Genomic DNA, 23,074 nt, shown 5'->3' with positions numbered 1-23,074 from the left:
CTTTCTATTTTTCTGCCCTTATAAATGAAACTGCACATGGAGAGGAATAGGTCTGGACAAGAAGGCCGCTGGATTCTCGCGTTACCTTTATTCCGTCAATTGAAGCACTTCCGGCAAGATCCATATACAATACAGAAGAATTGGCATGTGTTTCTGCTATGATACTGCTTGAATATGCGAACGCTTCTATATAGGCAATGTTTTCGTATGCTTCCGTGTTGTTTAACGCTGAGTCCTGCGAATGCATTATCGCAACAGCATGTGACACAAGCATGGCTATTATCACAGAGGTGGCAAGCACACCCAGGCCAAAAAGCGACATTCAACCACACATTTTGACGCACATGTAGTCCGTCCCATTGTCTTCTACTGCTATGCAGTAGTTTTTTACGTAGTTGCAATTGGATACTTGACCAATTGCAGTATAATGCTCGCCTACGCTTATGCTTAAGCCGCGTAGGCCGTAAACCCGCATGGTGTCATTTATCGTAGCATCACATAAAGAAGAATAGATTCCTGAATTCATGCAGGTATGTATTGATTGATTGTTCTCGTATACGGAAACCAGGCTGAATAACGCCGGGCCGAGCTGGCTGGGAAATTGGGATGGCTCCTCAGATGCTGGAATGAATACTGAATATGCTGCTGAGAAAAGCAGCACCATGCAAATCACAGATTCCAGAATTGCGAGCTGTGCCTTCATCAACTCACCCTTATTTCAGAGCCCATGTAGCTGTATTCCGACTGCTTTCCAGTATAGTTGTATAGGTCTGCCGAAATGTTGTAGAATTGCATTGGGGAATCAGGCTTGCAGGAATATGCTATGCCGGCTGTGCTTATCGAAGCTTTGCAAGAACTGGAATTGGCAGGCGCAAGCGTTCCTATCAGCTTTGAAAGGGAGTTGTTGTAAGAGTATATCTCCCTTTCTATAGTTCCGGTGGCGCCGTTGTCGGAATTGTTGTAGTACGCCAGGTCATCCTTTACGCCAGAGTAAGCATATTCGTAAGCAGAATAGTTCGCATCGCTCCCCACATACGCTTTGCCCCTAGAACTGAAAATGTATATGGAATCGGGCTGTATCGATTGAGCGTAGATTGAATTGCCTGGAGAAGCAGTTCCGAAGACCTTCGTGTTTAGGGTTATGTTGGAAAATTGAGAGCTTTGGGTTAGTTTAGAGCTCAGATTTAGGTTATTGTACCCTATCCCAAAATTGATTTTGTAATTGTATTTCGGGACTGAAGAAAGCGCACTGGCATTGTACCCTGAATAAGTTTTGTATACGCAGTAGGTCTTTGTAGGCACCTGTGCGCTTCCATAATAACAGTTTGCGGAGAAGGCCCAGAAATACCATGATGCCCCTGGGCATTGCGATTGTATCGGCATCTGCTGCCCGAAAAAGTTGAGCTCGCTGCAGTGGGAACCCTCCGTTATGTAATAGAGCTTTGACTGCTTTGCGGTCGTGTATGTGACAGATTCGTTTTCCGGATGCAGATATACGTAGCGTATCTCATTGTTGGACTGATTGCCCTGCGATTGGCTTTGTTTGTTTTGGTACGCGTAAAGCGTGACGTTAGCACGGTATTCGGATTTGCTGCTTCCATTGATGGCTGTTATTTCAAGCGACACTATGCCTGCTCCTGTTGACATTGGAACAGCATAGAAGACGAATGCTGCCTGCCTTTCATAGCTGTTGCTGCTGAAATTCTTTCGGCTCAGGCTTATTGTCGCGCTGCTTATATTCGCAGAGATTGCCGAGGGCAGGGACGTAGACACCAGCAGAGTTGCCATTGAAGCGTTTCCAACCTGCAGCACAGGAGCAAGAAGATATGCGCTTATTGTATCGTTGATTGCAGCCATCGATCCATTAAGGCCCGTGGAGTTTGGATTTTTTGCATTCAATACACCCATCATTACGGAATGTACGCGGGAATAGTAGGATACACCGACTACCCCCATGCTTGCAACTGCTGCCATTATGATTATGAACTCTATTGAGCTCTGCAGCTTTATACTGCGCAATTCATGCATTTTGATACACCCTAATTAAGTAGATCTTTCCCGAATACGCGGCTATGCCGCAAACGTATCCTTCATTCACAGTGTAATTTAAGCTGCAAGTCTGGTTTTCCGGGCCATAGTCGGATAAGCGCGTAATTTTAATCGAGTTGCCCACTTGCAAAACAGGATATACATTGCCTGTTGCCATGGCGTATGCCATTTGCTGCATTTCATAGTATGCAGAAAGCTTTTCCATTGCCGACTTTGAATTAAGAGCAGATGAACGGTAATGATTGGCTAAAAGCCCGGTTACCAGCAAAACCGAGGTTAACAATATTGAGATCGCGACAATCTGCTCCAAACCCACAAACAATGCTTTCATTGCCATTCGACCCATATGCCGTAGTAATTCGGGACCTGTGCCGCCTGGATTATAGTGTTCCTCATTGCAAAAGATGATGCCGAAATCTCGGAATTTATGCCTGAAAAGACCAATGATGCATATGCCGATATGCCGATTAAAATTGTGAGAACCGAGACTGCCAGCGCAAGCGATATTATAAACATGGGGGTTATTTGGCCCATCATGGCGAACCACTTATCAGGTATAAATCCGTCCCAGAGTACGATTCGCTTATGTTTTCCACAGAGCCGGAGTATTCGCATATTGATGGGCTAAGTTTTATTCCTGCACCATAGTACACGCTGTAATTTCCACAAGCTACGGTTTCGGATCCGGAGCACGAGCACACCGATTTTGGCACGTATGCAGCAAACGACGAGCTGCCGTATTGCTGCATTGCGCTTATATGGCTGAAGAAAGACTCAAGCTCGTACTTGGATATTCCATTGGTGTAGCCCGATCTAATCCCTGCCGTGGCATAGATGGCCGTCGCAAGAGCAGAAATGCCAACAGCCATGTATATAAGGAATTCTAGCGTGATTTGCGCTTTTGTCTTCATTTAGAACACCTACCCTTGAGTGGTTATATTTCCAAGCTCTGACTTGAGCGTCGATATTACGCTGCCGTTAGTCCCATTGAAGAATGAGTGCACAGCAGCACCCTTTAGCTGCGTTATCATAGCCAGGGCTATTATGATAACTATGCTGACTGCTGAGAGCATCATCAGATACTCTATCGAGCTTTGCCCTTTTCTTGACCTTGCCATTGCCATAATGGCACGAACCAGTGTGGAATATTGTGTTTCCATTTTGACACCTCAAAGCATGAAAGCCGACAGGCGTAGGGCCGCCTGCATTATAAATGATGCAATGGCACTCATTTGAAGAGTGCGCATGAAAATTCCGTCGTGTGGCCTCAGAGAATTTGATGAAGTCGAGTAGTTTACTGCCATTATATAATACATGAACATCGCAATCAGCGCTATCGAATAGCTTTGGTATCCGACCGGACTTGAGAACCTTATGATGTTTATCGTTATCCCTGCAAATACCGGAAAGAAAAAGTTTATTCCGCTTGCAACCATCATGTCGCTGCTTTCTGACATCTGTGTCATTTTTGCAATATGCCCCATCAAAGCTGAGCATTTTGCGAGAATCCAGCTTGAAGCCTCGGTTAGGCCCGGGCCCCCGGAAAAACTGGAGTATAGCGCCATACCTATGGCGCTTAGGCCTGGATCTTTCCCTGAAACCATTTTGCCGAATGCAAATTCAGCATTTCCAGTAGCCCGGAACTTTTTCATGGCTGATTTTATTGCATTTGAATGACGAAACCCAGGAGGCATTGAATTCATGGCTTTGGAATAACTGGTACCCTTAGGGCTTTGAGAAATGGATTTCAGAATTGAGATGGTTTCCATTGGCGATGATTTCCATCTGGAATCCTGGCCAGCTTTTGACAAGCCATGTAAAACTATCGCAGAGAGAAAAATTGGCACGGAGATCCACACGGAATAAAATGAAACTGCCATAGAGGCGATGTACATTGCAGCTGCAGCCGTTGCAGTATGGCTGCCAAATGCATGCTTTGGCTTCGCGAATGCACTTATGATTGTTTTATATGATTGCATTGCTCACCACCGAAGTCGCTTTTAAAGCTATTAGATAGGCAATTGGTGCGGAAACAACGAATATGGCGAATGCCTCCGGCAGGAACGACACGCTTCCTGAAAGAATGGAGTATCCTGCGATTCCGAAGAGTGCGAATGAGGGCAGCACTGTTGAAAAAAGCATAAGCACCGTGGAATTCCTGTTATTCCTGTTGTTATACGCGGATAACGCGTTTTCAAGATTCGAGATTGCAGAATCCATTATTACAGAGAACGTGCCTATGGCGTCTAAACCGGAACTGGATTTTTCTACAATATGCTTAATTATTGATGTGCGACTGTAATCCTTGTTTGGCGATTTTGCCGCTATATGATTGATCGCTTCGCCAAAACCCACCAAGCGCATCGCTAACGGCAGATTTCTCAGTGCGAGAGAAACGTCATTTGATGGATGACCGAAAATTTTTATGGAATCCGAAAACGCCGTTGCTGTTGGCATCCCATTCATGCGCTTGAGCATTATGGATGAAGCCAGTCCGAAAAAAGAAAACCAGTTCCTTATTTTTGACGCGGCCTTCTGGATTTCTAGTTTCGCTATGTAGTATGCAAAAAACATTGACGAAGAGAGAATGGCTATTGGATAACCGTAGCCTCCGAAAAGCGTAATTGCGACTGCAGGTATTATGGCAACATACCCTATGCACATTAGGTATAGGCCGAATCCGGCAAATTTTTTATTTTCGGGCGAATTCATTCAAATCCCTTATATTCCAGTATAAATTTTTGAAAATCGCGGGAGCCGCTTGAAATGAAGGAGTATATCGCTTTGGACCTTGATTGGAATTCCTTTATTGCTTCGCTTGGGGACATCTTCATGCGCATTGCGAAGTAGGTTATTGCCTTGGAATATCTGAGCTCTTCTTTCTTCGGCGTGCCATTGGAAAACATGCTGTTTATCTCGAATTCCTCTGCCCTTTCCGGGTTTATCTCCGCACGCGAAAACCATTTGTATTCGGATATTCCGGCTATCCTCCTTTGCATCGCGCCATCAAGGGACATGTGGATGGCAAGATCGAGGTTTGACACTAGCGCATGGTCAACAAGCATGGGCCTGGATTCCAGCCTTGATATCACGCTTATGCCGCTTCCGGATACATGCATGGTAGCTATGAATGGCACCCCGGTATTTGAACCGAAAAATGCATCCCTGGCCTCTGCACCCCTTATTTCCCCTATTATGAGCCTGTCGGGCCTGAGCCTTAGCGCGTTTGCCACCTGGTCCGATATCGTGCTTTCGGATTTGTCAGCCGATTTCTTACCTATCAGGTAAACGGCATTGGTGAAGTTTGAATGCATTATGAGCTCGTCGGTTTCCTCTTCAATCGCTACTACGCGTTCGTAGCGCGGCATCACTTCTGCCAGGGCCTTCAGCAGGGTGGTTTTTCCAGATGCTGGCGGACCGGTTATAAGGAGATTGAGCCTTGCATCGACTGCCATCCACAGATATGCCAGAAGCTCCGGATTAAGTGTGCCTTTTGCGAGCAGGAACGCTGGCCCGCTGCGCTCGGGCTTTGCAAGCCTTATGGATGCCACCATGCCTGATGGCGAATATGGCGACTGCTGCGCGTGTATCCTGAGTCCGGAAAGCGTGCTTGCGTCAACTATTGGAGTATCTGAAGCCAATTCCTTGTCCGCGGAATCGAGAAGCTTATTTATGCAGTGTATGGAATCCTGCTCCGAAACGAATTTGATGTTGGTGGTACAGAACCCGTATTTGGAGTGATAGAGAGAAATAGGATACAATGGGCCGTTTATAACTATTTCTTCTATGTTTGCCGAGTCCTCGAGCAGAAAGCTCAGCGGGCCGTATCCGAACAGGTCCAGTGCAGCGGCTTTCACCGCTATTGAGTTTTGAGGAACCCCAAAACGTTCTGAAAGAAGAGCTGCTGCAGAGTCTATTGCGCTTTTATCGCCTATTTCGTATTGCGTATTTCCTGCCCCTATAACAAGGTCAACCATATCCGATTTCATTGCGTCTGCAAGAGGCTTGGCCGAAATCCATTCCGGATGCGCTTTTATTGAATATAGAAGCGACGAGCCTGATTTCCCCAATACAGCATTGGCAGTCTCAAGCAGCACCTCTTCAGGATAGCTTTCAAGAAAACTGAACGATAGCTTATGGCTTGGTGCAACAGCAGGGACGTGACGCCTCCTTATCGAGAATCCTTGAGCCGAAGCTGTTGCAATTTTCGCCCTGATTATTTTACTAAACTCCATAATATTATATTAAAATATATATTTATATACCTTTGTATAATTAATCGTGTTTGGCGGCTGCACAAAACGGTGAATTGCGAAAAGAGTGCAAATGTATATAAACCTTTTACAAAAAGTATTATTATGGTAAAAAAAGAAAAGCAGCAGGATGAAATCTGGGCATTGAGGAAAGCGATAAGCAGGCCAAACTATGCAGTCATGGAATTGCTTTTTGAAAAATCCCCAAGAACCACAAAGGAGATATATTCCGTGCTTGAGAAAAAGTTCACAAGGAAGACGCTTATAATATCACTCAGGGAGCTCTCGCTTGACCTCAACGTGATACAGCCCACACATATAAGGACAACGAACGGATATGGATTGGGCTACAAGCTTAACCCTAAGGTCAAGGACATGATAAAAAGCCTGCAGAAAGCTTCGAAAGTAGTTGAAAGCTGCATGTGAAAGCAGTATGATTTACCTGTCTGAAACCCTTACTTTTTTCTGCTGCCCGAAGAGTTCGATTATCTCCTTGGTAGTCGTTGCTTCTTCTGGGCTTTTGTCCTCCCTTACTGCTGTTTCGCCGACCAGCCTCGGGAACCTGAGCGAATACCCTGATTTGCTTCCATCTTCCTGAATGGACATGCCGCACGTATGCATTGGCGATTTTGTTATCTCGTCCGCCTTGACGGTGACTACGTATTTAGGGTATACCCAGAAATCAGGCTCGATTATGGAATCTACCCTGGCTGGTTTTGATTTCTGTTCTATTTTGGATAGCAGATTGTTGAGCTCCTGCATCTGGGCTTCGGTAAAGCCCGTGCCAAGCTTGGAAACGGTCTCGAAGATATCACGCTTTTCGTTATATACTGCACACAGCAGGCCCCCGAAGCCGAATTCGGTCCTTGATCCTTTTCCGCGATAGTATCCAACTATCACCAGGTCAAGAGTGTCCGAGAGCTCGCCCTGATAGCTGCGCTTTAGCTTTATCCACGAGAATTTCCTTGCCCCGGCTATATACGGGGACTTTAGATCCTTTGCCACTATGCCTTCCAAGCCGTCCGATACCGAAGAATTGAAGAAGTCCTCCAGTTCCTTGGCCGAGCGAGTGATTATGCGCTTTGACGGCTTTATGGTTTCACTGCCATTGAGGACCTGCTCGAGCTTTTGCCTTCTTTGCTCGTACGGCTCGTTCATATAGCTTTTGCCTTCGGCAAACATCAGGTCAAAAGCCATTAGCCTGAGCGGAAGGGACACCGCTTTTTCTGATATCCCGTGTTTCCTTTTCCTCTGTATTGTCTCCTGAAAAGGCATGAACTCCCCAGTTACGTCGTTGTATGCCAGGGCTTCCCCCTCAAATATGACCTCCTTTGAAGAAACTTCCTTTATGGCAGCTGCTGCTATGTCGGGAAACATGTCCGTTGTCCTTTCCAGCCTCCTAGAATATATTTCCACCCTTTTGCCCATCTTGTGTATCTGGCACCTGAAGCCGTCGTATTTCTGCTCCACCGCGCATTCGCCGCCCATCTTTTCGAGTATTTCTTCTGCAGTGGGAAGGCGCTCGGCCAATGCGGGCCTTATCGGCTTGAATATGGATACGGAAAAGTCTTCAATGGCTTTTATCCCCTTTGATTTGAGCTCCTTGGCTACAAGCCCTAGGTCGCTGCATATGTTGTAGGCCCTTTCCAAGTGTTCCTTGAGCGTGCGGTCGCCCTTGTACATTACTGATAATGCCTCCAGCATCGTAGCGTCGCCAAGGCCAAGCCTGAGCTGGCCAAGCGGATATCTTATTATGTACCTGGCTTCGACTGGGCTGGAGCTTGCCACCAGATTTGCAAGCAGCTTTATCTTCTGGTCCTTGCTGCCCTTGCCGGATGATTCCGATATTTTAACCATGGACGAATAAACATCGGAAACGTTTGGTTTCGAAGATGACATGCGCTTGAGCTTTGATTTTGACACCAGATTCTCTGCCGTGCTACCCAGGTCTCCGGTCTTCCTGAAGTCGGCCTCTACGTCCTCCTTGGTGTATCCTGTTGCCAGGGCTATCGCCTCTGCTGCTATTTTTTCTGCAACGCCGAATTCCTTGCCCTCGAACGGTGGAGCCAGAACTCCCTGGGTAATGTATACTATCTGCTCTATCTCTGATGGCTCGGCCTCCTTGAAGGTTTCCGACATTATCTCTATCATTTTAAGCCTTGAGGAAACCCCTTCCAATACGCCGTAGTATTCGGCCAGCTTTTCGAACTTCACCATTCATCACTTCAGCAATCCGGGCTCTTAAGCCATGAGCATCCGGAATTAACCGAGCAGTAATTCGCACCTGAATTGGTATTGGATGAATTTGACTCCGATGTACCCATGCAAAGCGCACCTGTCACAGAGCCATTGAACGAATCGCCTGAAAAAACGTTGGATGTAGAATTGGCCATGGAAAGGCCCACGCCAGGAGATTTGGCAACGTCGTTCTTGAAGAGCACATCCGTTGTGTTGCCGGCATAGTACCCTATCTGGCGCGAAGTAGAGTTGCTGTCTGAAACAGTCCCAGATGCAGAGTTCTCTATTAAAATGCCGGTAGTGTTGCTTATTACCGACACATTAGAAATCGTAAAGCCCTTCGAAGAGTAGACCCCTATGCCAAAATACTCGAAAGGCGTGCTCGCACCAGTTGCGTTCACGTATATTCTGTCGTTTATGACCTTTACGCTTGAGTTCTTTATTATTATTGGCGTGGTGAATCCGCGCAGCATGCAGTTTTCTATAACTCCGCTCTTTACATTGTCAAATTTTGCAAAAGTGCCTCCGTGCGTAGCAGTTATGGTATTGTAGTTGCAGTTTATTGTGGTAGAATTTGAATACACCCCGTTGCACAGTGCGCCTAGGCCGTAATAACCGTCAGTTCCAATGTCGTATGAAGACGAGCTGAAGAAGGAATTGCATGCTATCGGCCCGGAACTCTTGCTTATGCCTGAAAGCCACATGCAGTTGGATACTCTCTGGCCGTAGTTTATGCCACCGTATTCGGAAGCAATCCCTGAAGCTCCGCCGGCGCATGCATAATCGTAATTTGAAGAGCCGGAGAACATGTTGTAAGAGATTGTATTGTTGGTCGAATTAGTGTTTGCATATATTCCGGTTCCATCGCCAGTGCCGTTGTTGCCTGAGATTTCGTTGAGGCTGGCGTTGTAAAGGTATATCCCATATGCGCCGGAATTAAATGAAGAGCCCTCTATAAGGTCCGATCTTGACGAGTTAATGAAAAGGCCGGAATTGCCAACGTTGGTTTCGGTGATGTTGTAAACCTTTGTGCTCTTCGTGGCTTTCATGTAAACCCCGAAAGTATCCCCTGAAGAAATGGCATTTGTTATTGAAGAGTTGGTTACGTTATCCAAGTAATACCCGTATTTTAAACCCGTTGCCCCGCAGCCGATTATCGTTATGTTTTTCACATTGCTGGCTGATATGCCGGTCCCTAGCCCGCGCGTCTGACTGGATATTTTATACGTGCCGCATGACAGCTTTACATTGCTTGACTTTATCGTTATACAATTAGTGGAAGAGGCTAGTATGTTCTGGCTCAGCGAATAATTGCCCTCATAGCTTATAGTGCCGCAGGAATTTATCGGATAGAATTTGAGCTGCGGTTTCGCCACGTTAGTGCATGTTGTCCAATCGGCATCGGTAAGGCCGCATTGCGTATCCGACATGAGCGAGTATCCCGATTTTATTGAATTGTTTGTCGCATAAAGGTCCATCCTTGAATTGTTTGTCGCCACCCCGTTGTTGTAGACGTTGCCTATGGAGTCGTTTACATATATGCCATAGCTGTTTCCGGTAAACCTGAATGAGTCGAAAGTGTCCAGCGTTGAAAAGCCAACGTACAGCCCTATCTTGCCGTTGTCGGCCCTTACGTTGTAGAACTTGCTTGAGTTGGAATTGACGAGCATTATTCCAGTGCTTGTATTGGATATGCTTACGTTTGACAGCTCAGCACCGCTGACATCCCTGAGCATTATGCCGCCCTTCGAAGAGTTTATCCCGCAATAGTCAATCCTCAGACCAGGCTCTGAATTCGCATATATTGCATACCCAGAAGTAACATTGGTTATATTGTTGCTTTCGCAATCTAGATGCACGTCCGGGGCATTTATCGTTATGCATGGGACCTCTGCAGATGCGTTGATGAAGCCCACTGCTTTTGAGTATGCATTGGCATTTATGTTCTGGGCTATGTGATAGTTGCCAGGCGAGTTTATCGTGCCGCATGAATTTATGACGCTGCCCAAAGAGATCTGGGAAACATTTATTGGATAGTTGGTTTCAGTGCACGACAAAAAGTCGCAGCCAAGATTTACTGCACAAACATTGCCATGGGCCGAGCTGGCGTTTATCAGGCCGGAAAGCCCATGGCATGCCAATGAATTAGGCGTTGAATTTATTATGTTGTTATAGAGATTTTCGCCGCTTGAGTATATGTTTATGCCTATGTTGCCATTTGATAATATTGTGTTGTTTGACACCTTGTTTCCCGCAGATCCATAGCCCAAATATACGGCACCCTGCGGGCTTGAGGTTCCAGAAACTTTATTTCCGGATATGGAAGAGGACGAAGTGTTCGAAAAGTAAACGCCTGACATAGTATTGTTGTATATCTTATTTCCTGCAACCCTGACGTCCGTAGAGTTTACAGCCGCTATACCGTATGAGAATTCGGAAAGCGTGCATCCGCTTACAGTAACGTTGTCCTTGCCAGAAGCGTATATCGCATAAGTATACGGGGTCTTGTTGCTGAATGGCCCTGAACCGGTTATGGATTTGCCGTTGCAGATTATCGCGACGTTGCTAGAATTGACGTAAAGGCATGAACCGGAAGTTATGTTGCTGCTTACGTCTGAGCTAAGGTAATATGACCCTGGCTTGCCCAATGTGCCACATGCCGACATTGTATAAACATCAGGGCTTATTGAAGTTGTAAGCACGGTAGTGGTTGGCGATTGCTTGTGAAGCGTGATAACCGCAATTAAAGCTATGAATATTATGACTATGACAATAAGGAGGTATTTTAGTGAAAATTTTTGTTTTGAAGGTTTTTTTGCCAACGGGACCGGAGATAAGGGCTTCTGCTGCTCGAATGGATTGCTTGGTGTAACATCCACTTTGTATCCTTTTGGTTCCGTGCTAGGAACCTCGTTCCAGCCACCTGGTGTGGCTGGGCTCCCAGGCCCTTCTGATCCTTGATCGTTCTGAAGTATTGACACTTACTCTACCGGCAGCGTATTCGCCACTTTCAGATTTGTTTATAAATGAATTTATAGTTTGTTGTTTGAATTATAAAAACGTTTATTGCCTCGGTAGCTCAGACTGGTAGAGCACCTGTCTCGTACGCTCAGCATATTGGGCTGTGAAAACAGGGGGTCGAGGGTTCAAATCCCTCTCGAGGCTTGCTCGAATGCCATATTATTGTTGTCAGCTTATCTGCAGCATTACCCTTCCGTCCCTATCGCTAGAGGATAGCGCCCTTATCGCTGCCTGCCCATCTTCAAGCCTGAACTTCTTCCATACTTTGAGCTTGTAGCTTGGCGATTTCGAAACCAGTTCCTTAAACTCGCGCATGGAACCGCCTGTAGAACCCATTATCGTGGCATGTTTTGAGTACACGCCTGAAAGATCCAGGCTTACCTGCGGGCCCGTAAGCGTTCCGAATGTGGCGAGCCTGGAATTGCTCCCCATCATCAAAAAGCTTTCGTTCCAGAATTTCTCTCCAAGAGAGTTTAGAACGAAATCCGCCATTTTGCCCTTTGTTATTTCCTTTATCTTTTCAATGGCGTTTTCCGAAGATACGGTATAATCCGCGCCGAAATCCGCCATCGACTGCTTCCTTGATACGGCTATAACTTTTGCGCCTTGTTCTTTTGCAAACTGAAGGGCGAACCTGCCGGTGTTGCCAGAAGCGCCGAGTATGACTGCTGTTTCACCCTTGTTAAGACCTGCGCGGTTAATCGCGTGATATGACGTAAGTGCAGCTACAGGCAGCGAAGCCGCCATCTCCCAGCTTGTTTCATCAGGGAGCTTTACTGCATTCCTCTCGTTGACTGATATGTATTCTGCAAAACCGCCGTTGTTCATGACTCCGGTTATATAGCCATTTCTGCATAGCATCTCCATGCCTTTGCTGCACATGTCGCAGGTGCCATCGAAATACCTGTTGAATACCGCGACCCTGTCACCCTGCTTTGCGGATTTGACCGAAGGGCCTACGGCTTCTACAGTACCGGCGAACTCAGCGCCGGCTATATGCGGCATTGGCTTTATCCCAGGTATTGCGTTTATGATCATGTTGTCTATCGGATTTACGCCCGCCATTGCAACTTTTATCAGGATTTCGCCTTCCTTTGGTGCTGGTTTTTCTACATCAGCAACCCTAAGGTTTTCAGTTCCCTGCTTTTCGAAAATGAGCGCCTTCATAACAACCACGATTTGATTGCGCAAACAATCAATAAAATCATTGTATGCACGCACATTTACTTCTCTACCAAAAACTGGATTTTTAGGCTGCAAAAAATGTAATCTTGTATAAATAGGATATTGACTTGTATAAAAACAATCCCTGAGCAGTAGTATATGGTGAAAATATGTCTAAAGTACCATCTGGCAAGACAAACCCGGGGGCATTCGCCCTTGAATTCGTAGGCAGCTTGATATACCTCGCTTTGGTATATGTTACCTCTTCAGGCACTGCAGCGGCTGGAAGTTTTGCAACAGCAATAACGGCAGTATGGCTTCCGCTCCTATACGCGGTCGGAGTTCTCAGCGCAGTATCGCTATTCATACTCAGCTTTACCAACCTGATCAAGAACAATCCGATAGCCAGGGCAGCCATAGCACCAGCGTGCGCCGGAGGATTCTCCTTCGTGGCAATGACAGCTGGAAATCCGCTAATGGTAGTTGTTGCGATAATCGGGTTCGTGATAGCGTCCGCAGGAGCAGCATACGCAAAGGCAATGTGCTGAATTGATTTTGCCGCTTTAGCGGCACTTTTTATTTTTACTGTATCCTTGGCAGGGCTAATGATATTTAAAAAGTAGGAATCTGAATGGGCTCCGCTAAGAGCCCAAAAATAAAACAGAAATAGTAAAAAATAAAACTAATCCTTTATCTCTTTGTGAAAGCTAATCGCAATCAGAGTCTTTCCGCCAATGCAAACCTTGCTTTGACGTCAGTTATCCTGACTTTCATGCTTTCTCCCTGCTTCGCGCCCTTCACGAAGACAACAAAGCCGTTGACCTTTGCTATGCCGTCGCCCTTTGAGGCAACCGCTTCTATGGTCACGTCGACCTCATCGCCAGCCTTTACGGGCTTCTGCAAGAAGTACGAGGGTTTTATTGATACGCCCCTGTCCCTTCCTTCGCGTCTTGGCCTTCTCTGCTCTTCTCCTTCCATTCCTTCTTCATTTCTTTCCTGTCCGAAACTTTCGTCTTCTTCCATCTGTATCTTTGCTCATATGTAGGCTTGGTTCATTTCTTTGCCTTACTACATATATAGTGATATTGCGACTGCGCTTATATTTAAAGCTTTGTATATATCGGCATCGGCACATGTGCAGATAAATCCTGGGCCCGCAGCAGTTTTGCGCCTGTTTTTGATGTAGTTTCGGCATCAATTGTATCAATGCCAGCGCTATGCGGGCTAAGTTATTTAAGCACTCTATAATATAATCATAGTGCTGTTGTGATCATATGAAAATGGTAATTGCGGCTCTTGCGCTCGCCGTGCTTATGATTTTTGCAATCGCAGGCTCCAGCTACGGCTCTTATACTGTGACCCACCTTAATACGACCGTAACGCTCAATAAGAACACTAGCGCGCAGGTTACGGAGGTGCTTACCGTCTTTGTAAGCAACAGCTCGGTAAACCAATACGAAACGAATAGGATAGCCCTTAACCTGACGCTGAGCACATGGCAGGGTTTCATAGGGCCGATGCTGGTCCAGCACATAATAAATCCGAAGAGCGGGGTCTACAACTTCAAATATCTGCCAGGGCCGCTGGTGCCGCAGTACAATGGAGGAGTGGCTAAGCTCATAATGAGCTACGATGTAAACAACGTTACAAGCGTCAAGCAGACCGCACCAAGAGAGTTTGTATACTCGTTCAGCAGGAACGTCTTTAATTTCGAGCATGCAACTAGCGGAGAGGTCCTTCCGTCAAACACTACGCTCACCATAATTCTGCCTTCCGGGTCACAGGTATCAGCAATTTATCCGATACCGGATGCCCCTGTTGCCAATTTCACTAATGGCTATTCCAATACGACGCAGTTTTCCTGGTTCGATGGTGAGCCGCTTTCAAAGTTCACGTTAGTTTTCATAATGCGCGAGAGCCTCACGGCCGAGGTCACCGGTTTTTTCACTGGCGCTTATAACGCCCTTGGAATTTTCTCTTATATTATAATAGCCGCGATAATAGCTGGACTCATAGCATACGCCTATGCGAAATCCAGATAAGATGGTGCTTGCATTGCATGAGTACGAATTTAAGCTGCTATCGTTCCTCAAAGATAAAAAGAGCGCAGATGTGGAAAGCATATGGAGCGGCACCAGCCTTGGGCGTGACGCAGTCCTTTGGGCTTCCGAAAGCCTAAAATCCAAGGGTGCGGTTGAGATTAAGATCGACAGCGGAGCCGAGGTAGAGCTCGGACCAGAGGCGCTTGGCTACGCCGAAGGGTTTCCTGAGCAGGCTCTGCTTGCGGAACTTGGAAAAGGCCCAAAGAAGCTGGATGGAAGCATAAATGGCATAGCGCTGGCATGGGTTAAGAGGAACGGCTGGGCTGACATCAGTGACGGAAAGCTCCACATTACAGAGAAAGGCAGGAAGGCCCTAGGAAGCCGATATGAACAGGAGAGCGTGCTAAAGCTGCTTCTTTCCAAAATCGGAAGCAATGGGAACAACGTTGCCTATGTCAGTGATGAAGAAATGGCAGGAATAGAAAAGACACTCAAGGAACTTGAGCATAGGAAGCTGCTGCTGATTAAGCCTAAATCAAGGATAGCCTCGATATCAATAACCGATATTGGCATGGAGATGCTTTCCAGAGAAAAGACGGCAAGCGGAATAGGGCAGCTCACCAGGGACATAATAAAATCCAGAGCATGGACCGAGTCAGGATTCAGGCCATATGATGTTGAGGCGCCGGTAGCCGAAGCGTATCCTGCGAGGAGGCATCCGATGAAAGAATTCATGGAGCTCGTAAGGCGCATGTGGGTAAGCCAGGGCTTCATTGAAACTGCAGGTCCCATGATAGAATCGTCTTTCTGGAATTTCGATGCGCTTTTTTCACCTCAAGACCATCCTACGCGCGAGATGCAGGACACGTTCTTCCTGTCAAATCCTGAAATACTCGGAATCGCAGAAAAGGAGCTGCTGAAAAGGGTAGCAAGGATGCACAAGAAGGGATGGAATAGCTGGAACGAAGATATCTCGTTTCAGCCAGTGCTCAGGACGCATACAACAAGCGTTTCGGCCCACAACATAAAAGAATACGGCAATTCCAGCATGCTCGAATATCCGATAAAGCTTTTCTCGATAGGGAAAGTCTTCAGGAACGAGAGCATAGACTACAAGCACCTGGCCGAACTTCACCAGCTGGACGGCATAGTCATAGGCAGAGGCCTGGGTGTGGCTGACCTGAAAGGTACGCTTGAGCAGTTTTACAAAGGGCTGGGCTTCAAGGTCAAGTTCAAGCCCTCGTACTTCCCGTTCGTCGAGCCTGGGCTCGAAGCCAGCTATTACGACGATGAGCACGGAGACTGGATAGAGCTCTGCGGAGGCGGCATTATAAGGAAGGAGATAACCAAGGCCCTGGGGACCGACATGCGCGTTATAGCGTGGGGCGCGGGCCTGGACAGGCTGATGTTCAAATATTTAGGCATAAACTCGCTGAGCGAACTTTACAAGAACGACATAGGATGGCTCAGAAAACGCAAGCCGATCAAGCTGTGATGTAATGGCAACCGTAACATTCGCTAAAAAGGACCTTGTCGAGGAGTCAGGCATCGAAAAGCCGGAAAACACCATACCTAAAATTGGCATGGAGGTTGAACGCGATGCCGACGGTGAGATAACTGTTGACATAACTCCAAACAGGTCGGACATGCTAGATATAATAGGCCTGGGAAGGCAGCTGGCCCTTTACGAAGGCTTGCGAAAACCCAGAAGGTATGAAGCAAGCGGCAGCAGTGGAATTTCCATAAAGGCTGGTAAACTTGTAAGCAGGGTCAGGCCCAATATTGCAGGGATTGTTGTAAAAGACGTTTCTTTTACTGAAGCCTCTTTGAAGTACCTGATAAACTTCTCGGAGAAGCTCGGCAGCACTTTGGGCAGGAACAGGAAGAAGCTTGCAATGGGGATCCATGACCTTTCTGCAATAGATGGAAATCTTATTTATGACGCCTCTTATGAAGGAAGCATAACTCCTTTGGGGGAAAATGCGGAAGCCGGATTCGACGAGGTAATGGAGAAAAATCAGAAGGGAATAGCCTACGCAAATACAATTGCACCGAGAAAAGGTAGCAGGCAGCTATATCCGTTCCTTAGGGACTCTTCGAAGACCATTTCGCTTATACCTATAACAAATTCCGAAAAAACCAGGGTAACCGCAAAAACAAAATCGCTTTTCATAGATTTTACAGGGACAGATCCAAATACGGTATCGAAAGTAGCCGATATGTTCGCATGCAGGTTCATCGATGCTGGTGCAAAGGTCTATTCGGTTAAAGTCGTTTCTGAAAATGGCAAAGATGTCGAATATCCAAGGCTCAATTCGTTCAGCATAAAGATCAAGGCTTCCGGGTTCAGCGAAGTGCTGGGCTACAAGGCGAATGATGCCGACATAAAAAAGCTTGCAGTAAGAAGCGGCTATGTCATTTCCGAGGAAGCAAAGGGATATCTGTCCGTGGCAGTGCCGCCATACCGCTACGACGTTTTCAATGAACAGGATGTTTACGAGGATCTGGTTTTCGCATACGGATACGATTCAGTAAAATCCAGGCCCGTGCCAAGCGTAAATGCGGGAAGCGAAACTGCATTTACTATCTTTTCCGACAAGCTTACAGAGATTATGCTAGGGCTCGGATATACCGAAGCGTACAACAACTACCTGGCAAACGAGAAATCCGAATTCGAGATGATGGGCAGGGAGCCCGAAATGGAAAAAGTCGTAAGCATAAAATATTCCAAAACCGAAAACATAAGCATAATGCGCAGCAGCATACTGCCATCGCTTATCAACAACCTGAAGGATTCTGCATCGGAGCAGATGCCTTACAAGATGTTTGAAATAGGGGATACCTTTAGCGTTTCAGAGGGCAAGGCAGAAGAAAGGAAGTCATTTGCTTTCGTATCTGAGCACTCAAAGGCTGATTTTGCAGAGGCAAAATCCGTAATAATATCTGCAATGGCCTCTCTAGGAATTGAAGTGGGATTTGAGGAGGGCTCCGGGACTGAATTTATACCTGGAAGGTGCGCAAGGATAATTTCTAAAGGCGAGGATATAGGAATAATCGGAGAGGTGCATCCGAAAATACTGAACGGATTCGGGATAGAGGAACCTGTTGTAGGGTGCGAGATAATACTATCAAAAATAAAGTATTGAGGGCATTATACTGCTGCGTGCTCTGCGCTTGGAATGACCACTGCACTGCTTAAGTAATTTAGCTTTTTGCTGAGAATTTTGTGCGTGTGTTTATGGAACCTGCAAACGCTATGAAAAACGGCAGAGGGGCCAAAGGCCAAAGCGCCATGGAATACCTCATAACATACGGGTGGGCCATACTCATAATCGCAATTGCTCTCGGAGTACTATTTGAGCTCGGCCTGTTCAACCCAAGCTCATTCGTCAGCACCAGCTGCATATTCCCTGCAGATTTCAGCTGCATATTCAGCACTCTCAGCAGCAACGGGATGCTTACAGTAAACATGCAGCAGTCAACAAGTTCTCCGATAAATATAACCGCAATAGGCTGCAATTCAAACGATTCGCTCAACCACATGGTTTATTTCCCCAACGGCATAGATGTGCAGATAGGATCCAACGTCACAATAACAGGAAACAGCACGGCAACACTGCAGTGCTGGAGCAACAATACGGTGTTCACCGGCAATCCCGGGGCTCTTTTCAAAGGATATGTAGTTATAAACTACACCGACATACAAACAGGATTTCCGCATACCATATCAGGAACCGTGCTGGAAAAAGTTACCTGAAAACAAATTTTGTGCACGCTTATTTTATGCGAGCCAAGCCACAGCTTTGACAGAGAGAAACTTCAGCGCTGTATGAGTTGTTCGTCTTTTACCGTGCTTACGGTGCGCTGCCTCCTGCTCGCAAACGGCCTGAACTCCCTGCCGTTTCCAGAGAAGAACTTGGAGAAGAATTCCACGTATATAAGCCTTGCGCCTTGTATTCCTGGCTCGAATAGCGCTATGGCTATATTGAAGAGCTGGCCCACTATGAGTATCACTATGCCCAGTATGGCAAGAGGTATTGAATGCGTCAGTGAATGCATGAATATGAAGTCTATAACCTGCGCGAGTATGACCGAAGCCAGCAATATGCCTATGAGCCTAGTATATGAAAGTATGTGGCTTATGAGAGATGGCAGTTCCATGAGCGATTCAAAGCCTTCAGTGACAAGAAACATTATTATTCCGCCGATAAGCAGGAAGTATGCAAGCACCACGGAATAATTAGGGAACCATAGCGGCTGCTTGTGGAGAACTGCAAGGCCGAATATGACTATGCCCCATGCAGCCATGAGCCAGCCTATCCTTCCGACTGCATGCTTTTTGTGCCCTATTGCAAGATTGTTCAGGAATCCCAGCACGAACCCGAAAGATACCATCGCAACGCCTATCCAGCCGGATACGAGCAGCAGTGTCGGCAATCCAGTCTCAACGTTGAAGATTGCAGTATAAGGAAGCTGGAAACCGAAGTATTCATTGAATATTACGCCGAGAAATATGGCTATCACTGCGCCCGGCATTATGGATTTTGCCAGCACCGTGAGGCCGTTGTTGCTTATTATTGTGTTGACAAATTTGCTTATCGGTTTCGGTATGTGGCTTTTCTTCGGCGGGTGTCTTATTCTGTGAAGAAGCCATATTGAGCCGAGAAGCATAACGGCACCGTATCCTACGTCGCCTATCATGAAGCCGAAGAATATCGGGAACACTACCGCAAATATGAGCGTTGGGTCGAACTCGTCGCTTTTTGGCAGCGAATAGAACCTTATGAAAAACTCGAATAGCCTCGTCGTAACGGGATTTGAAAGCTTTGTTGGAGGAAGCTCCTTGGTGTGTATCTTCTCCATTATGAAGCCGTCGTTGGTTATGCGCTTAAGCGCAGACCTCAGCCTGTGAAGGTCTTCCTCAGGCACCCAGCCCTCGATTGCTATGACGTTGATTCCAAAGCCGAACTTGGACACTACGTCAAGCTTTTCCATCTCTAAGTCTAATTGCTCGCGAATGGCGCTTACAAGAGGATAGTGTATTTCCGATATGTTGGTAAGCTCTGATTTGAGGGCTTCGTACTTGGATTCCGATTCCGATATTTTGGATTCTATGAGCTTTTCGTTTGCAGACACGGGCCCTGACATTTTCGGTATGGCTTCCACTGAGAGTTTCATGCTTCTTACATAGTTGCCAAACTCCTTTTCCGAATCCCTGCTTATGCTCGCTATTGTTGAATATTCTCCCTTCAGGATCACGCACTCCTTTATCTCTTTGTGCGCTTCCGAATTGAATTTCTGCAAGTCCCTGCCCTCCACCAAGAATGATGCAATCTTGTCGGTCCCAAATATCGCCAGATCGTGCCTTGTATGCGGCATACGCTTCAAAAGGTTCATGGTGTCCCTGAGCTCCTTGAGCTCGGCTTCCGCTGATGCCATTTCCCTTGTTATCTGTGCGACCCTTTCCGTTATCGTTACCGAATCGGCCTTCTTTATCAGCTCTGCAGTGTCTTCCATGGAGTATTTATCCTTGGGCTCGTATTTGTAGAGCATGGATTCGAGGCTCCTGAACTTTTGGTCGTAATCGCTTATCTGCCTGTAATCAAGGTCGTCGCTCTTGTTAAGCATCTCGGCAACGTTCTCCGGAAGCTGCTCTATTTGCATGACGCCAAGGTCATGAAGGGCCGTAATTACCGGCTGGCGGTGCTCCTTCGATATGATTATGCGCTCCCTTGACATCCTTGCAGGTTTCAACAACATTATCGCACCGTTTTACTTCTTGCCTTGGATTCCAAAATATTCCGAAACAGCCTCGGCAAACGCCTCAAGCGCTTCATCCTCCGATACTTCTTTAAGCGAAGAGACCTTTGACTGCTGCGCCTCTATCAGCGCCTCCGCGCTTTTTTTTGCATCCTTAAGCGCCTCCACCTTTATCGAATCGGCCTGCTCTGTCGAACGCTCCCTTGCATCGTGAAGTATTATCTCCGCCTGCGTGTGCGCGTTTTTCATTATGGCTTCGGCTTCGGATTTTGCCTTTTCTATGGCTTTCGAGTATGAATCCTCGCTTTCCTTTATTTTTTCCAATGTAGAAATATCGCTCATTTTACTACCCCTGACAGCAGCATTAGCATAAGCACGGCGAATACCGCCACCGCTATGTTTATCGCCATTACTGCGTACATTATCCTCTGAAATTTCATTATCGCACGGGTGCTCTCTTCGGTCATCTTGAGCCTGTGCTGCTTATGCATTATCTTGTCCATAGCGTAATTGCTTTGCATCAGGCCTCACCTTCGCTCTCCAGCTTGCCTTTTATGTATTTTATTGAAACTATCTGGTCCCTTTCCATGTCGTCAAGCCTTTGCTTTATGTATGATGCCTTTTCCTTAAGCTTTGGTATTGCAACGTTTTCTATTGCATTGCTCCTTCTGTTGAGCTTCTCTATTTCGTAAAGCAGGAGGCGCAGCGCGTTCTCCTTTTCCGCCACTTCTATGAGCAGCTTGAACAGGTTCTCGTAGCTCCTCTTCGCGTCGAACACGGATGCCGGCATCGATATTACTGAGTAAACTGCATCTTCCGTTCCGTTGGACTTTATCTCAAGATCCGGTATCTTCACCCCCATTATGTTTTTTGATGAAGCTCTTGCAGAGGCCTCGGCGTTTTCCGCGGCAATGCGCTCCATGGTTATCCTACCTGACATAATATCTGCGATCTTTACGGAATCTGCAGCCAGGCGCACGCTCTCGAGCATGTTGCCCCTCATCAGCCGTATCTGCCTTGCCATGTCGAAGAATGCCAGAACCAGGCTTGACCTTTTCATCTTGAGCAGGTTGAGCCCCTTGGCTGCCACCTTTATGCGTGCCCTTGTCTTTATGAGCTCCAGCCTTGTAGTCCTTATATTACTTTGGGCCATTCTTCTCTTCCCACTTTCCGTATTTCTTTATGTATTCCTCCTTGACCCTCTTGACGTCGTTCCTGTCTATGTTCGACAGAAGCTCCCAGCTAAGCTCCAGGGTCTTCTCTATGCTCCTGTCCTCGTAATAGTCCTGGTTGACGAATTTGCTTTCGAACAGGTCGGCGAATTTTAAGTATGCCTTGTCGCCCTGGCTGAGCGCCTCTTCTCCCACTATTTCGGTTAGGCTTCTGAGGTCCTTGCCCTTTGCGTATGCGGCATAAAGCTGATCCACTACGCCCCTGTGGTCCTCCCTCGTGCTGTTCTTGCCTATTCCCTGGTTCATCAGCCTGGAAAGGGACAGCAGCACGTCGACGTTCGGGTATATTCCCTTCCTGTATAGCTCCCTGCTCAGCACTATCTGGCCCTCAGTTATGTAGCCCGTGAGGTCGGGTATCGGATGCGTTATGTCGTCTCCAGGCATGGTCAGTATCGGCACCTGCGTTATCGAGCCCTTTCTGCCCCTTATTTTTCCGGCCCTTTCGTATATCGTCGACAGGTCGGTATACATGTATCCGGGGAAGCCCCTTCTTCCAGGAACTTCCTGCCTTGCGGCCGATATCTCCCTGAGCGCTTCGCAGTAGTTTGTCATGTCAGTAAGTATTACCAGCACGTGCATGTCTTCCTTGTAAGCCAGATATTCTGCGGTAGTCAGCGCTAACCTAGGCAGTATTATCCTTTCCATAGATGGATCCGATGAGAGGTTCATGAACATTACTGCCCTGTCAATGGCCCCGGTTTCCTCGAATTCGGTCTTGAAGAAGTTTGCCTCTTCGCTGTTTATTCCTATGCCGCCGAAAACCACGCTGAAGCCCTCGGATTTGTTGAGTATCTTTGCCTGCCTGGCTATCTGCGCCGCAAGCCTGTTGTGCGGCAGTCCGGAAGCTGAGAATATCGGGAGCTTCTGCCCCCTGACCAAAGTGTTCATTCCGTCTATTGTAGATATGCCCGTTTCTATGAACTCCGACGGCTCTTCCCTTGAATATGGGTTTATGGCGCTGCCGTTTATGTCTATCTCTTCACCCTGCACTATCTCCGGGCCTCCGTCCCTTGGTTTGCCCATGCCGTTGAATATCCTCCCGAGCATGTCGGTGCTGACCTTGAGCTTGGCGGTTGTGCCGGTAAGCCTTACCGCAGTGTTGCCGGTGTTCATTCCCCTCGTTTCGCCGAACGACTGCACTATGGCTGTTCCATCCCTAGTATCGAGAACCTGCCCAGTGACAGTCCTTCCGTCTTCGAGCTTTATTTCTACGAGCTCGTTGTACGCCGCATCCTTTATGCCGTCAACAAAAAGAAGCACATTTGTTATCTGGCTTATTGTTTTGTAGTAAATATCTCCCATTTTTACACCGTTA

25 protein-coding genes and 1 tRNA gene are annotated in these 23,074 nt (G+C 47.0%); 7 read left to right on the top strand and 19 right to left on the bottom strand.

Translation table 11 applies throughout. The annotated features are described in order from the left end of the window. Positions 1 to 4 precede the first annotated feature (4 nt). From Micr_RS02175 to Micr_RS02130, 10 genes are read right to left on the bottom strand one after another with little or no spacing between them, the layout of a single operon-like run. Positions 5 to 322, bottom strand: a complete 318-nt coding sequence (locus tag Micr_RS02175) for a hypothetical protein (protein ID WP_203135017.1) — start codon at positions 320 to 322, stop codon at positions 5 to 7. Beyond that, positions 323 to 703 carry a hypothetical protein gene (locus Micr_RS02170; protein ID WP_203135016.1) on the bottom strand — a complete coding sequence of 127 codons (381 nt, stop codon included), beginning with the start codon at positions 701 to 703 and terminating at the stop codon, positions 323 to 325. After that, positions 703 to 2,028, bottom strand: coding sequence for a hypothetical protein (locus tag Micr_RS02165; RefSeq protein WP_203135015.1), 1,326 nt, complete (start codon positions 2,026 to 2,028; stop codon positions 703 to 705). The genes Micr_RS02170 and Micr_RS02165 overlap by 1 nt, the downstream gene beginning before the upstream one ends. Beyond that, positions 2,021 to 2,386 (bottom strand): hypothetical protein, encoded by a 366-nt coding sequence (locus Micr_RS02160; protein WP_203135014.1) that lies wholly within the window; start codon positions 2,384 to 2,386, stop codon positions 2,021 to 2,023. Before Micr_RS02160 ends, Micr_RS02165 begins: the two co-directional genes overlap by 8 nt. Continuing rightward, positions 2,377 to 2,586 (bottom strand): hypothetical protein, encoded by a 210-nt coding sequence (locus Micr_RS02155; RefSeq protein ID WP_203135013.1) that lies wholly within the window; start codon positions 2,584 to 2,586, stop codon positions 2,377 to 2,379. The genes Micr_RS02160 and Micr_RS02155 overlap by 10 nt, the downstream gene beginning before the upstream one ends. Beyond that, entirely contained in the window at positions 2,583 to 2,960 is a 378-nt protein-coding gene (locus Micr_RS02150; protein ID WP_203135012.1) for a hypothetical protein, read from the bottom strand. The genes Micr_RS02155 and Micr_RS02150 overlap by 4 nt, the downstream gene beginning before the upstream one ends. 9 nt (positions 2,961 to 2,969) lie before the next feature. Then, entirely contained in the window at positions 2,970 to 3,209 is a 240-nt protein-coding gene (locus tag Micr_RS02145) for a hypothetical protein (protein ID WP_203135011.1), read from the bottom strand. A gap of 9 nt (positions 3,210 to 3,218) precedes the next feature. Further along, entirely contained in the window at positions 3,219 to 4,028 is an 810-nt protein-coding gene (locus Micr_RS02140) for a hypothetical protein (protein ID WP_203135010.1), read from the bottom strand. Next, complete coding sequence (locus Micr_RS02135; RefSeq protein WP_203135009.1) at positions 4,015 to 4,761, bottom strand: hypothetical protein; 747 nt, start codon at positions 4,759 to 4,761, stop codon at positions 4,015 to 4,017. The genes Micr_RS02140 and Micr_RS02135 overlap by 14 nt, the downstream gene beginning before the upstream one ends. After that, positions 4,758 to 6,284 (bottom strand): type II/IV secretion system ATPase subunit, encoded by a 1,527-nt coding sequence (locus tag Micr_RS02130; RefSeq protein WP_203135008.1) that lies wholly within the window; start codon positions 6,282 to 6,284, stop codon positions 4,758 to 4,760. The genes Micr_RS02135 and Micr_RS02130 overlap by 4 nt, the downstream gene beginning before the upstream one ends. Before the next feature lie 123 nt (positions 6,285 to 6,407). Between Micr_RS02130 and Micr_RS02125 the strand changes: the two genes are divergently transcribed. Next, on the top strand, positions 6,408 to 6,728 hold the full coding sequence (locus Micr_RS02125) for a hypothetical protein (RefSeq protein ID WP_203135007.1): 321 nt from the start codon (positions 6,408 to 6,410) through the stop codon (positions 6,726 to 6,728). A gap of 12 nt (positions 6,729 to 6,740) precedes the next feature. Here the strand turns inward: Micr_RS02125 and Micr_RS02120 are convergent, their stop codons facing one another. Beyond that, positions 6,741 to 8,519, bottom strand: coding sequence for an ATP-dependent DNA ligase (locus tag Micr_RS02120; protein ID WP_226803574.1), 1,779 nt, complete (start codon positions 8,517 to 8,519; stop codon positions 6,741 to 6,743). Positions 8,520 to 8,527: 8 nt separating this feature from the next. Then, positions 8,528 to 11,521, bottom strand: coding sequence for a NosD domain-containing protein (locus Micr_RS02115; RefSeq protein ID WP_203135006.1), 2,994 nt, complete (start codon positions 11,519 to 11,521; stop codon positions 8,528 to 8,530). Positions 11,522 to 11,608: 87 nt separating this feature from the next. On the opposite strand from Micr_RS02115, the gene Micr_RS02110 reads away from it, so the two are divergent. Continuing rightward, positions 11,609 to 11,705 (top strand) — tRNA-Thr (locus Micr_RS02110). Positions 11,706 to 11,729: 24 nt separating this feature from the next. Here Micr_RS02110 and Micr_RS02105 read toward each other — a convergent pair. Further along, entirely contained in the window at positions 11,730 to 12,728 is a 999-nt protein-coding gene (locus Micr_RS02105; protein WP_203135005.1) for an alcohol dehydrogenase catalytic domain-containing protein, read from the bottom strand. A 167-nt stretch (positions 12,729 to 12,895) separates the two neighbouring features. Between Micr_RS02105 and Micr_RS02100 the strand changes: the two genes are divergently transcribed. After that, a complete protein-coding gene (locus Micr_RS02100; RefSeq protein ID WP_203135004.1) occupies positions 12,896 to 13,273 on the top strand; it encodes a hypothetical protein in 378 nt (125 codons plus the stop codon). A 169-nt stretch (positions 13,274 to 13,442) separates the two neighbouring features. Here the strand turns inward: Micr_RS02100 and Micr_RS02095 are convergent, their stop codons facing one another. Further along, entirely contained in the window at positions 13,443 to 13,748 is a 306-nt protein-coding gene (locus Micr_RS02095; RefSeq protein ID WP_226803573.1) for a TRAM domain-containing protein, read from the bottom strand. 251 nt (positions 13,749 to 13,999) lie between these two features. Here Micr_RS02095 and Micr_RS02090 point away from each other — a divergent pair, with 251 nt between their 5' ends. The 4 genes from Micr_RS02090 (at position 14,000) to Micr_RS02075 (ending at position 18,524) form a co-directional block, all read left to right on the top strand. Continuing rightward, positions 14,000 to 14,767: a hypothetical protein gene (locus Micr_RS02090; RefSeq protein ID WP_203135003.1), complete on the top strand. Its 768-nt coding sequence runs from the start codon at positions 14,000 to 14,002 to the stop codon at positions 14,765 to 14,767. A 13-nt stretch (positions 14,768 to 14,780) separates the two neighbouring features. Beyond that, positions 14,781 to 16,262, top strand: coding sequence for a phenylalanine--tRNA ligase subunit alpha (gene pheS, locus Micr_RS02085; protein ID WP_203135002.1), 1,482 nt, complete (start codon positions 14,781 to 14,783; stop codon positions 16,260 to 16,262). A gap of 4 nt (positions 16,263 to 16,266) precedes the next feature. Then, positions 16,267 to 17,913 (top strand): phenylalanine--tRNA ligase subunit beta, encoded by a 1,647-nt coding sequence (gene pheT / locus Micr_RS02080; protein ID WP_203135001.1) that lies wholly within the window; start codon positions 16,267 to 16,269, stop codon positions 17,911 to 17,913. A gap of 92 nt (positions 17,914 to 18,005) precedes the next feature. Further along, positions 18,006 to 18,524, top strand: coding sequence for a hypothetical protein (locus Micr_RS02075; RefSeq protein ID WP_203135000.1), 519 nt, complete (start codon positions 18,006 to 18,008; stop codon positions 18,522 to 18,524). A 62-nt stretch (positions 18,525 to 18,586) separates the two neighbouring features. Here the strand turns inward: Micr_RS02075 and Micr_RS02070 are convergent, their stop codons facing one another. The 5 genes from Micr_RS02070 to Micr_RS02050 are packed head-to-tail and all read right to left on the bottom strand — an operon-like array spanning position 18,587 to position 23,061. Continuing rightward, complete coding sequence (locus Micr_RS02070; RefSeq protein WP_203134999.1) at positions 18,587 to 20,527, bottom strand: V-type ATP synthase subunit I; 1,941 nt, start codon at positions 20,525 to 20,527, stop codon at positions 18,587 to 18,589. Between the two features lie 12 nt (positions 20,528 to 20,539). Then, positions 20,540 to 20,869 carry a hypothetical protein gene (locus Micr_RS02065; RefSeq protein WP_203134998.1) on the bottom strand — a complete coding sequence of 110 codons (330 nt, stop codon included), beginning with the start codon at positions 20,867 to 20,869 and terminating at the stop codon, positions 20,540 to 20,542. Then, positions 20,866 to 21,048 (bottom strand): hypothetical protein, encoded by a 183-nt coding sequence (locus Micr_RS02060; protein WP_203134997.1) that lies wholly within the window; start codon positions 21,046 to 21,048, stop codon positions 20,866 to 20,868. Before Micr_RS02060 ends, Micr_RS02065 begins: the two co-directional genes overlap by 4 nt. After that, complete coding sequence (locus tag Micr_RS02055) at positions 21,048 to 21,680, bottom strand: V-type ATP synthase subunit D (RefSeq protein ID WP_203134996.1); 633 nt, start codon at positions 21,678 to 21,680, stop codon at positions 21,048 to 21,050. Before Micr_RS02055 ends, Micr_RS02060 begins: the two co-directional genes overlap by 1 nt. Then, entirely contained in the window at positions 21,667 to 23,061 is a 1,395-nt protein-coding gene (locus Micr_RS02050) for a V-type ATP synthase subunit B (protein WP_203134995.1), read from the bottom strand. The genes Micr_RS02055 and Micr_RS02050 overlap by 14 nt, the downstream gene beginning before the upstream one ends. Positions 23,062 to 23,074 lie beyond the last annotated feature (13 nt).

The sequence above is a fragment of the Candidatus Micrarchaeum sp. genome, assembly GCF_016806735.1.
Taxonomy (GTDB): domain Archaea; phylum Micrarchaeota; class Micrarchaeia; order Micrarchaeales; family Micrarchaeaceae; genus Micrarchaeum_A; species Micrarchaeum_A acidiphilum_A.
This window is presented reverse-complemented; position numbering and strand designations above follow the sequence as displayed.

Excerpts from the sequence above, each read along its gene's own strand:
- Micr_RS02175 (WP_203135017.1), bottom strand. The coding sequence starts at position 322 with ATGTCGCTTTTTGGCCTGGGTGTGCTTGCCACCTCTGTGATAATAGCC.
- Micr_RS02170 (WP_203135016.1), bottom strand. The coding sequence starts at position 703 with ATGAAGGCACAGCTCGCAATTCTGGAATCTGTGATTTGCATGGTGCTG.
- Micr_RS02165 (WP_203135015.1), bottom strand. The coding sequence starts at position 2,028 with ATGCATGAATTGCGCAGTATAAAGCTGCAGAGCTCAATAGAGTTCATA.
- Micr_RS02160 (WP_203135014.1), bottom strand. The coding sequence starts at position 2,386 with ATGGCAATGAAAGCATTGTTTGTGGGTTTGGAGCAGATTGTCGCGATC.
- Micr_RS02155 (WP_203135013.1), bottom strand. The coding sequence starts at position 2,586 with ATGATGGGCCAAATAACCCCCATGTTTATAATATCGCTTGCGCTGGCA.
- Micr_RS02150 (WP_203135012.1), bottom strand. The coding sequence starts at position 2,960 with ATGAAGACAAAAGCGCAAATCACGCTAGAATTCCTTATATACATGGCT.
- Micr_RS02145 (WP_203135011.1), bottom strand. The coding sequence starts at position 3,209 with ATGGAAACACAATATTCCACACTGGTTCGTGCCATTATGGCAATGGCA.
- Micr_RS02140 (WP_203135010.1), bottom strand. The coding sequence starts at position 4,028 with ATGCAATCATATAAAACAATCATAAGTGCATTCGCGAAGCCAAAGCAT.
- Micr_RS02135 (WP_203135009.1), bottom strand. The coding sequence starts at position 4,761 with ATGAATTCGCCCGAAAATAAAAAATTTGCCGGATTCGGCCTATACCTA.
- Micr_RS02130 (WP_203135008.1), bottom strand. The coding sequence starts at position 6,284 with ATGGAGTTTAGTAAAATAATCAGGGCGAAAATTGCAACAGCTTCGGCT.
- Micr_RS02125 (WP_203135007.1), top strand. The coding sequence starts at position 6,408 with ATGGTAAAAAAAGAAAAGCAGCAGGATGAAATCTGGGCATTGAGGAAA.
- Micr_RS02120 (WP_226803574.1), bottom strand. The coding sequence starts at position 8,519 with ATGGTGAAGTTCGAAAAGCTGGCCGAATACTACGGCGTATTGGAAGGG.
- Micr_RS02105 (WP_203135005.1), bottom strand. The coding sequence starts at position 12,728 with ATGAAGGCGCTCATTTTCGAAAAGCAGGGAACTGAAAACCTTAGGGTT.
- Micr_RS02100 (WP_203135004.1), top strand. The coding sequence starts at position 12,896 with ATGTCTAAAGTACCATCTGGCAAGACAAACCCGGGGGCATTCGCCCTT.
- Micr_RS02095 (WP_226803573.1), bottom strand. The coding sequence starts at position 13,748 with ATGGAAGAAGACGAAAGTTTCGGACAGGAAAGAAATGAAGAAGGAATG.
- Micr_RS02090 (WP_203135003.1), top strand. The coding sequence starts at position 14,000 with ATGAAAATGGTAATTGCGGCTCTTGCGCTCGCCGTGCTTATGATTTTT.
- pheT (WP_203135001.1), top strand. The coding sequence starts at position 16,267 with ATGGCAACCGTAACATTCGCTAAAAAGGACCTTGTCGAGGAGTCAGGC.
- Micr_RS02075 (WP_203135000.1), top strand. The coding sequence starts at position 18,006 with ATGGAACCTGCAAACGCTATGAAAAACGGCAGAGGGGCCAAAGGCCAA.
- Micr_RS02070 (WP_203134999.1), bottom strand. The coding sequence starts at position 20,527 with ATGTTGTTGAAACCTGCAAGGATGTCAAGGGAGCGCATAATCATATCG.
- Micr_RS02065 (WP_203134998.1), bottom strand. The coding sequence starts at position 20,869 with ATGAGCGATATTTCTACATTGGAAAAAATAAAGGAAAGCGAGGATTCA.
- Micr_RS02060 (WP_203134997.1), bottom strand. The coding sequence starts at position 21,048 with ATGCAAAGCAATTACGCTATGGACAAGATAATGCATAAGCAGCACAGG.
- Micr_RS02055 (WP_203134996.1), bottom strand. The coding sequence starts at position 21,680 with ATGGCCCAAAGTAATATAAGGACTACAAGGCTGGAGCTCATAAAGACA.
- Micr_RS02050 (WP_203134995.1), bottom strand. The coding sequence starts at position 23,061 with ATGGGAGATATTTACTACAAAACAATAAGCCAGATAACAAATGTGCTT.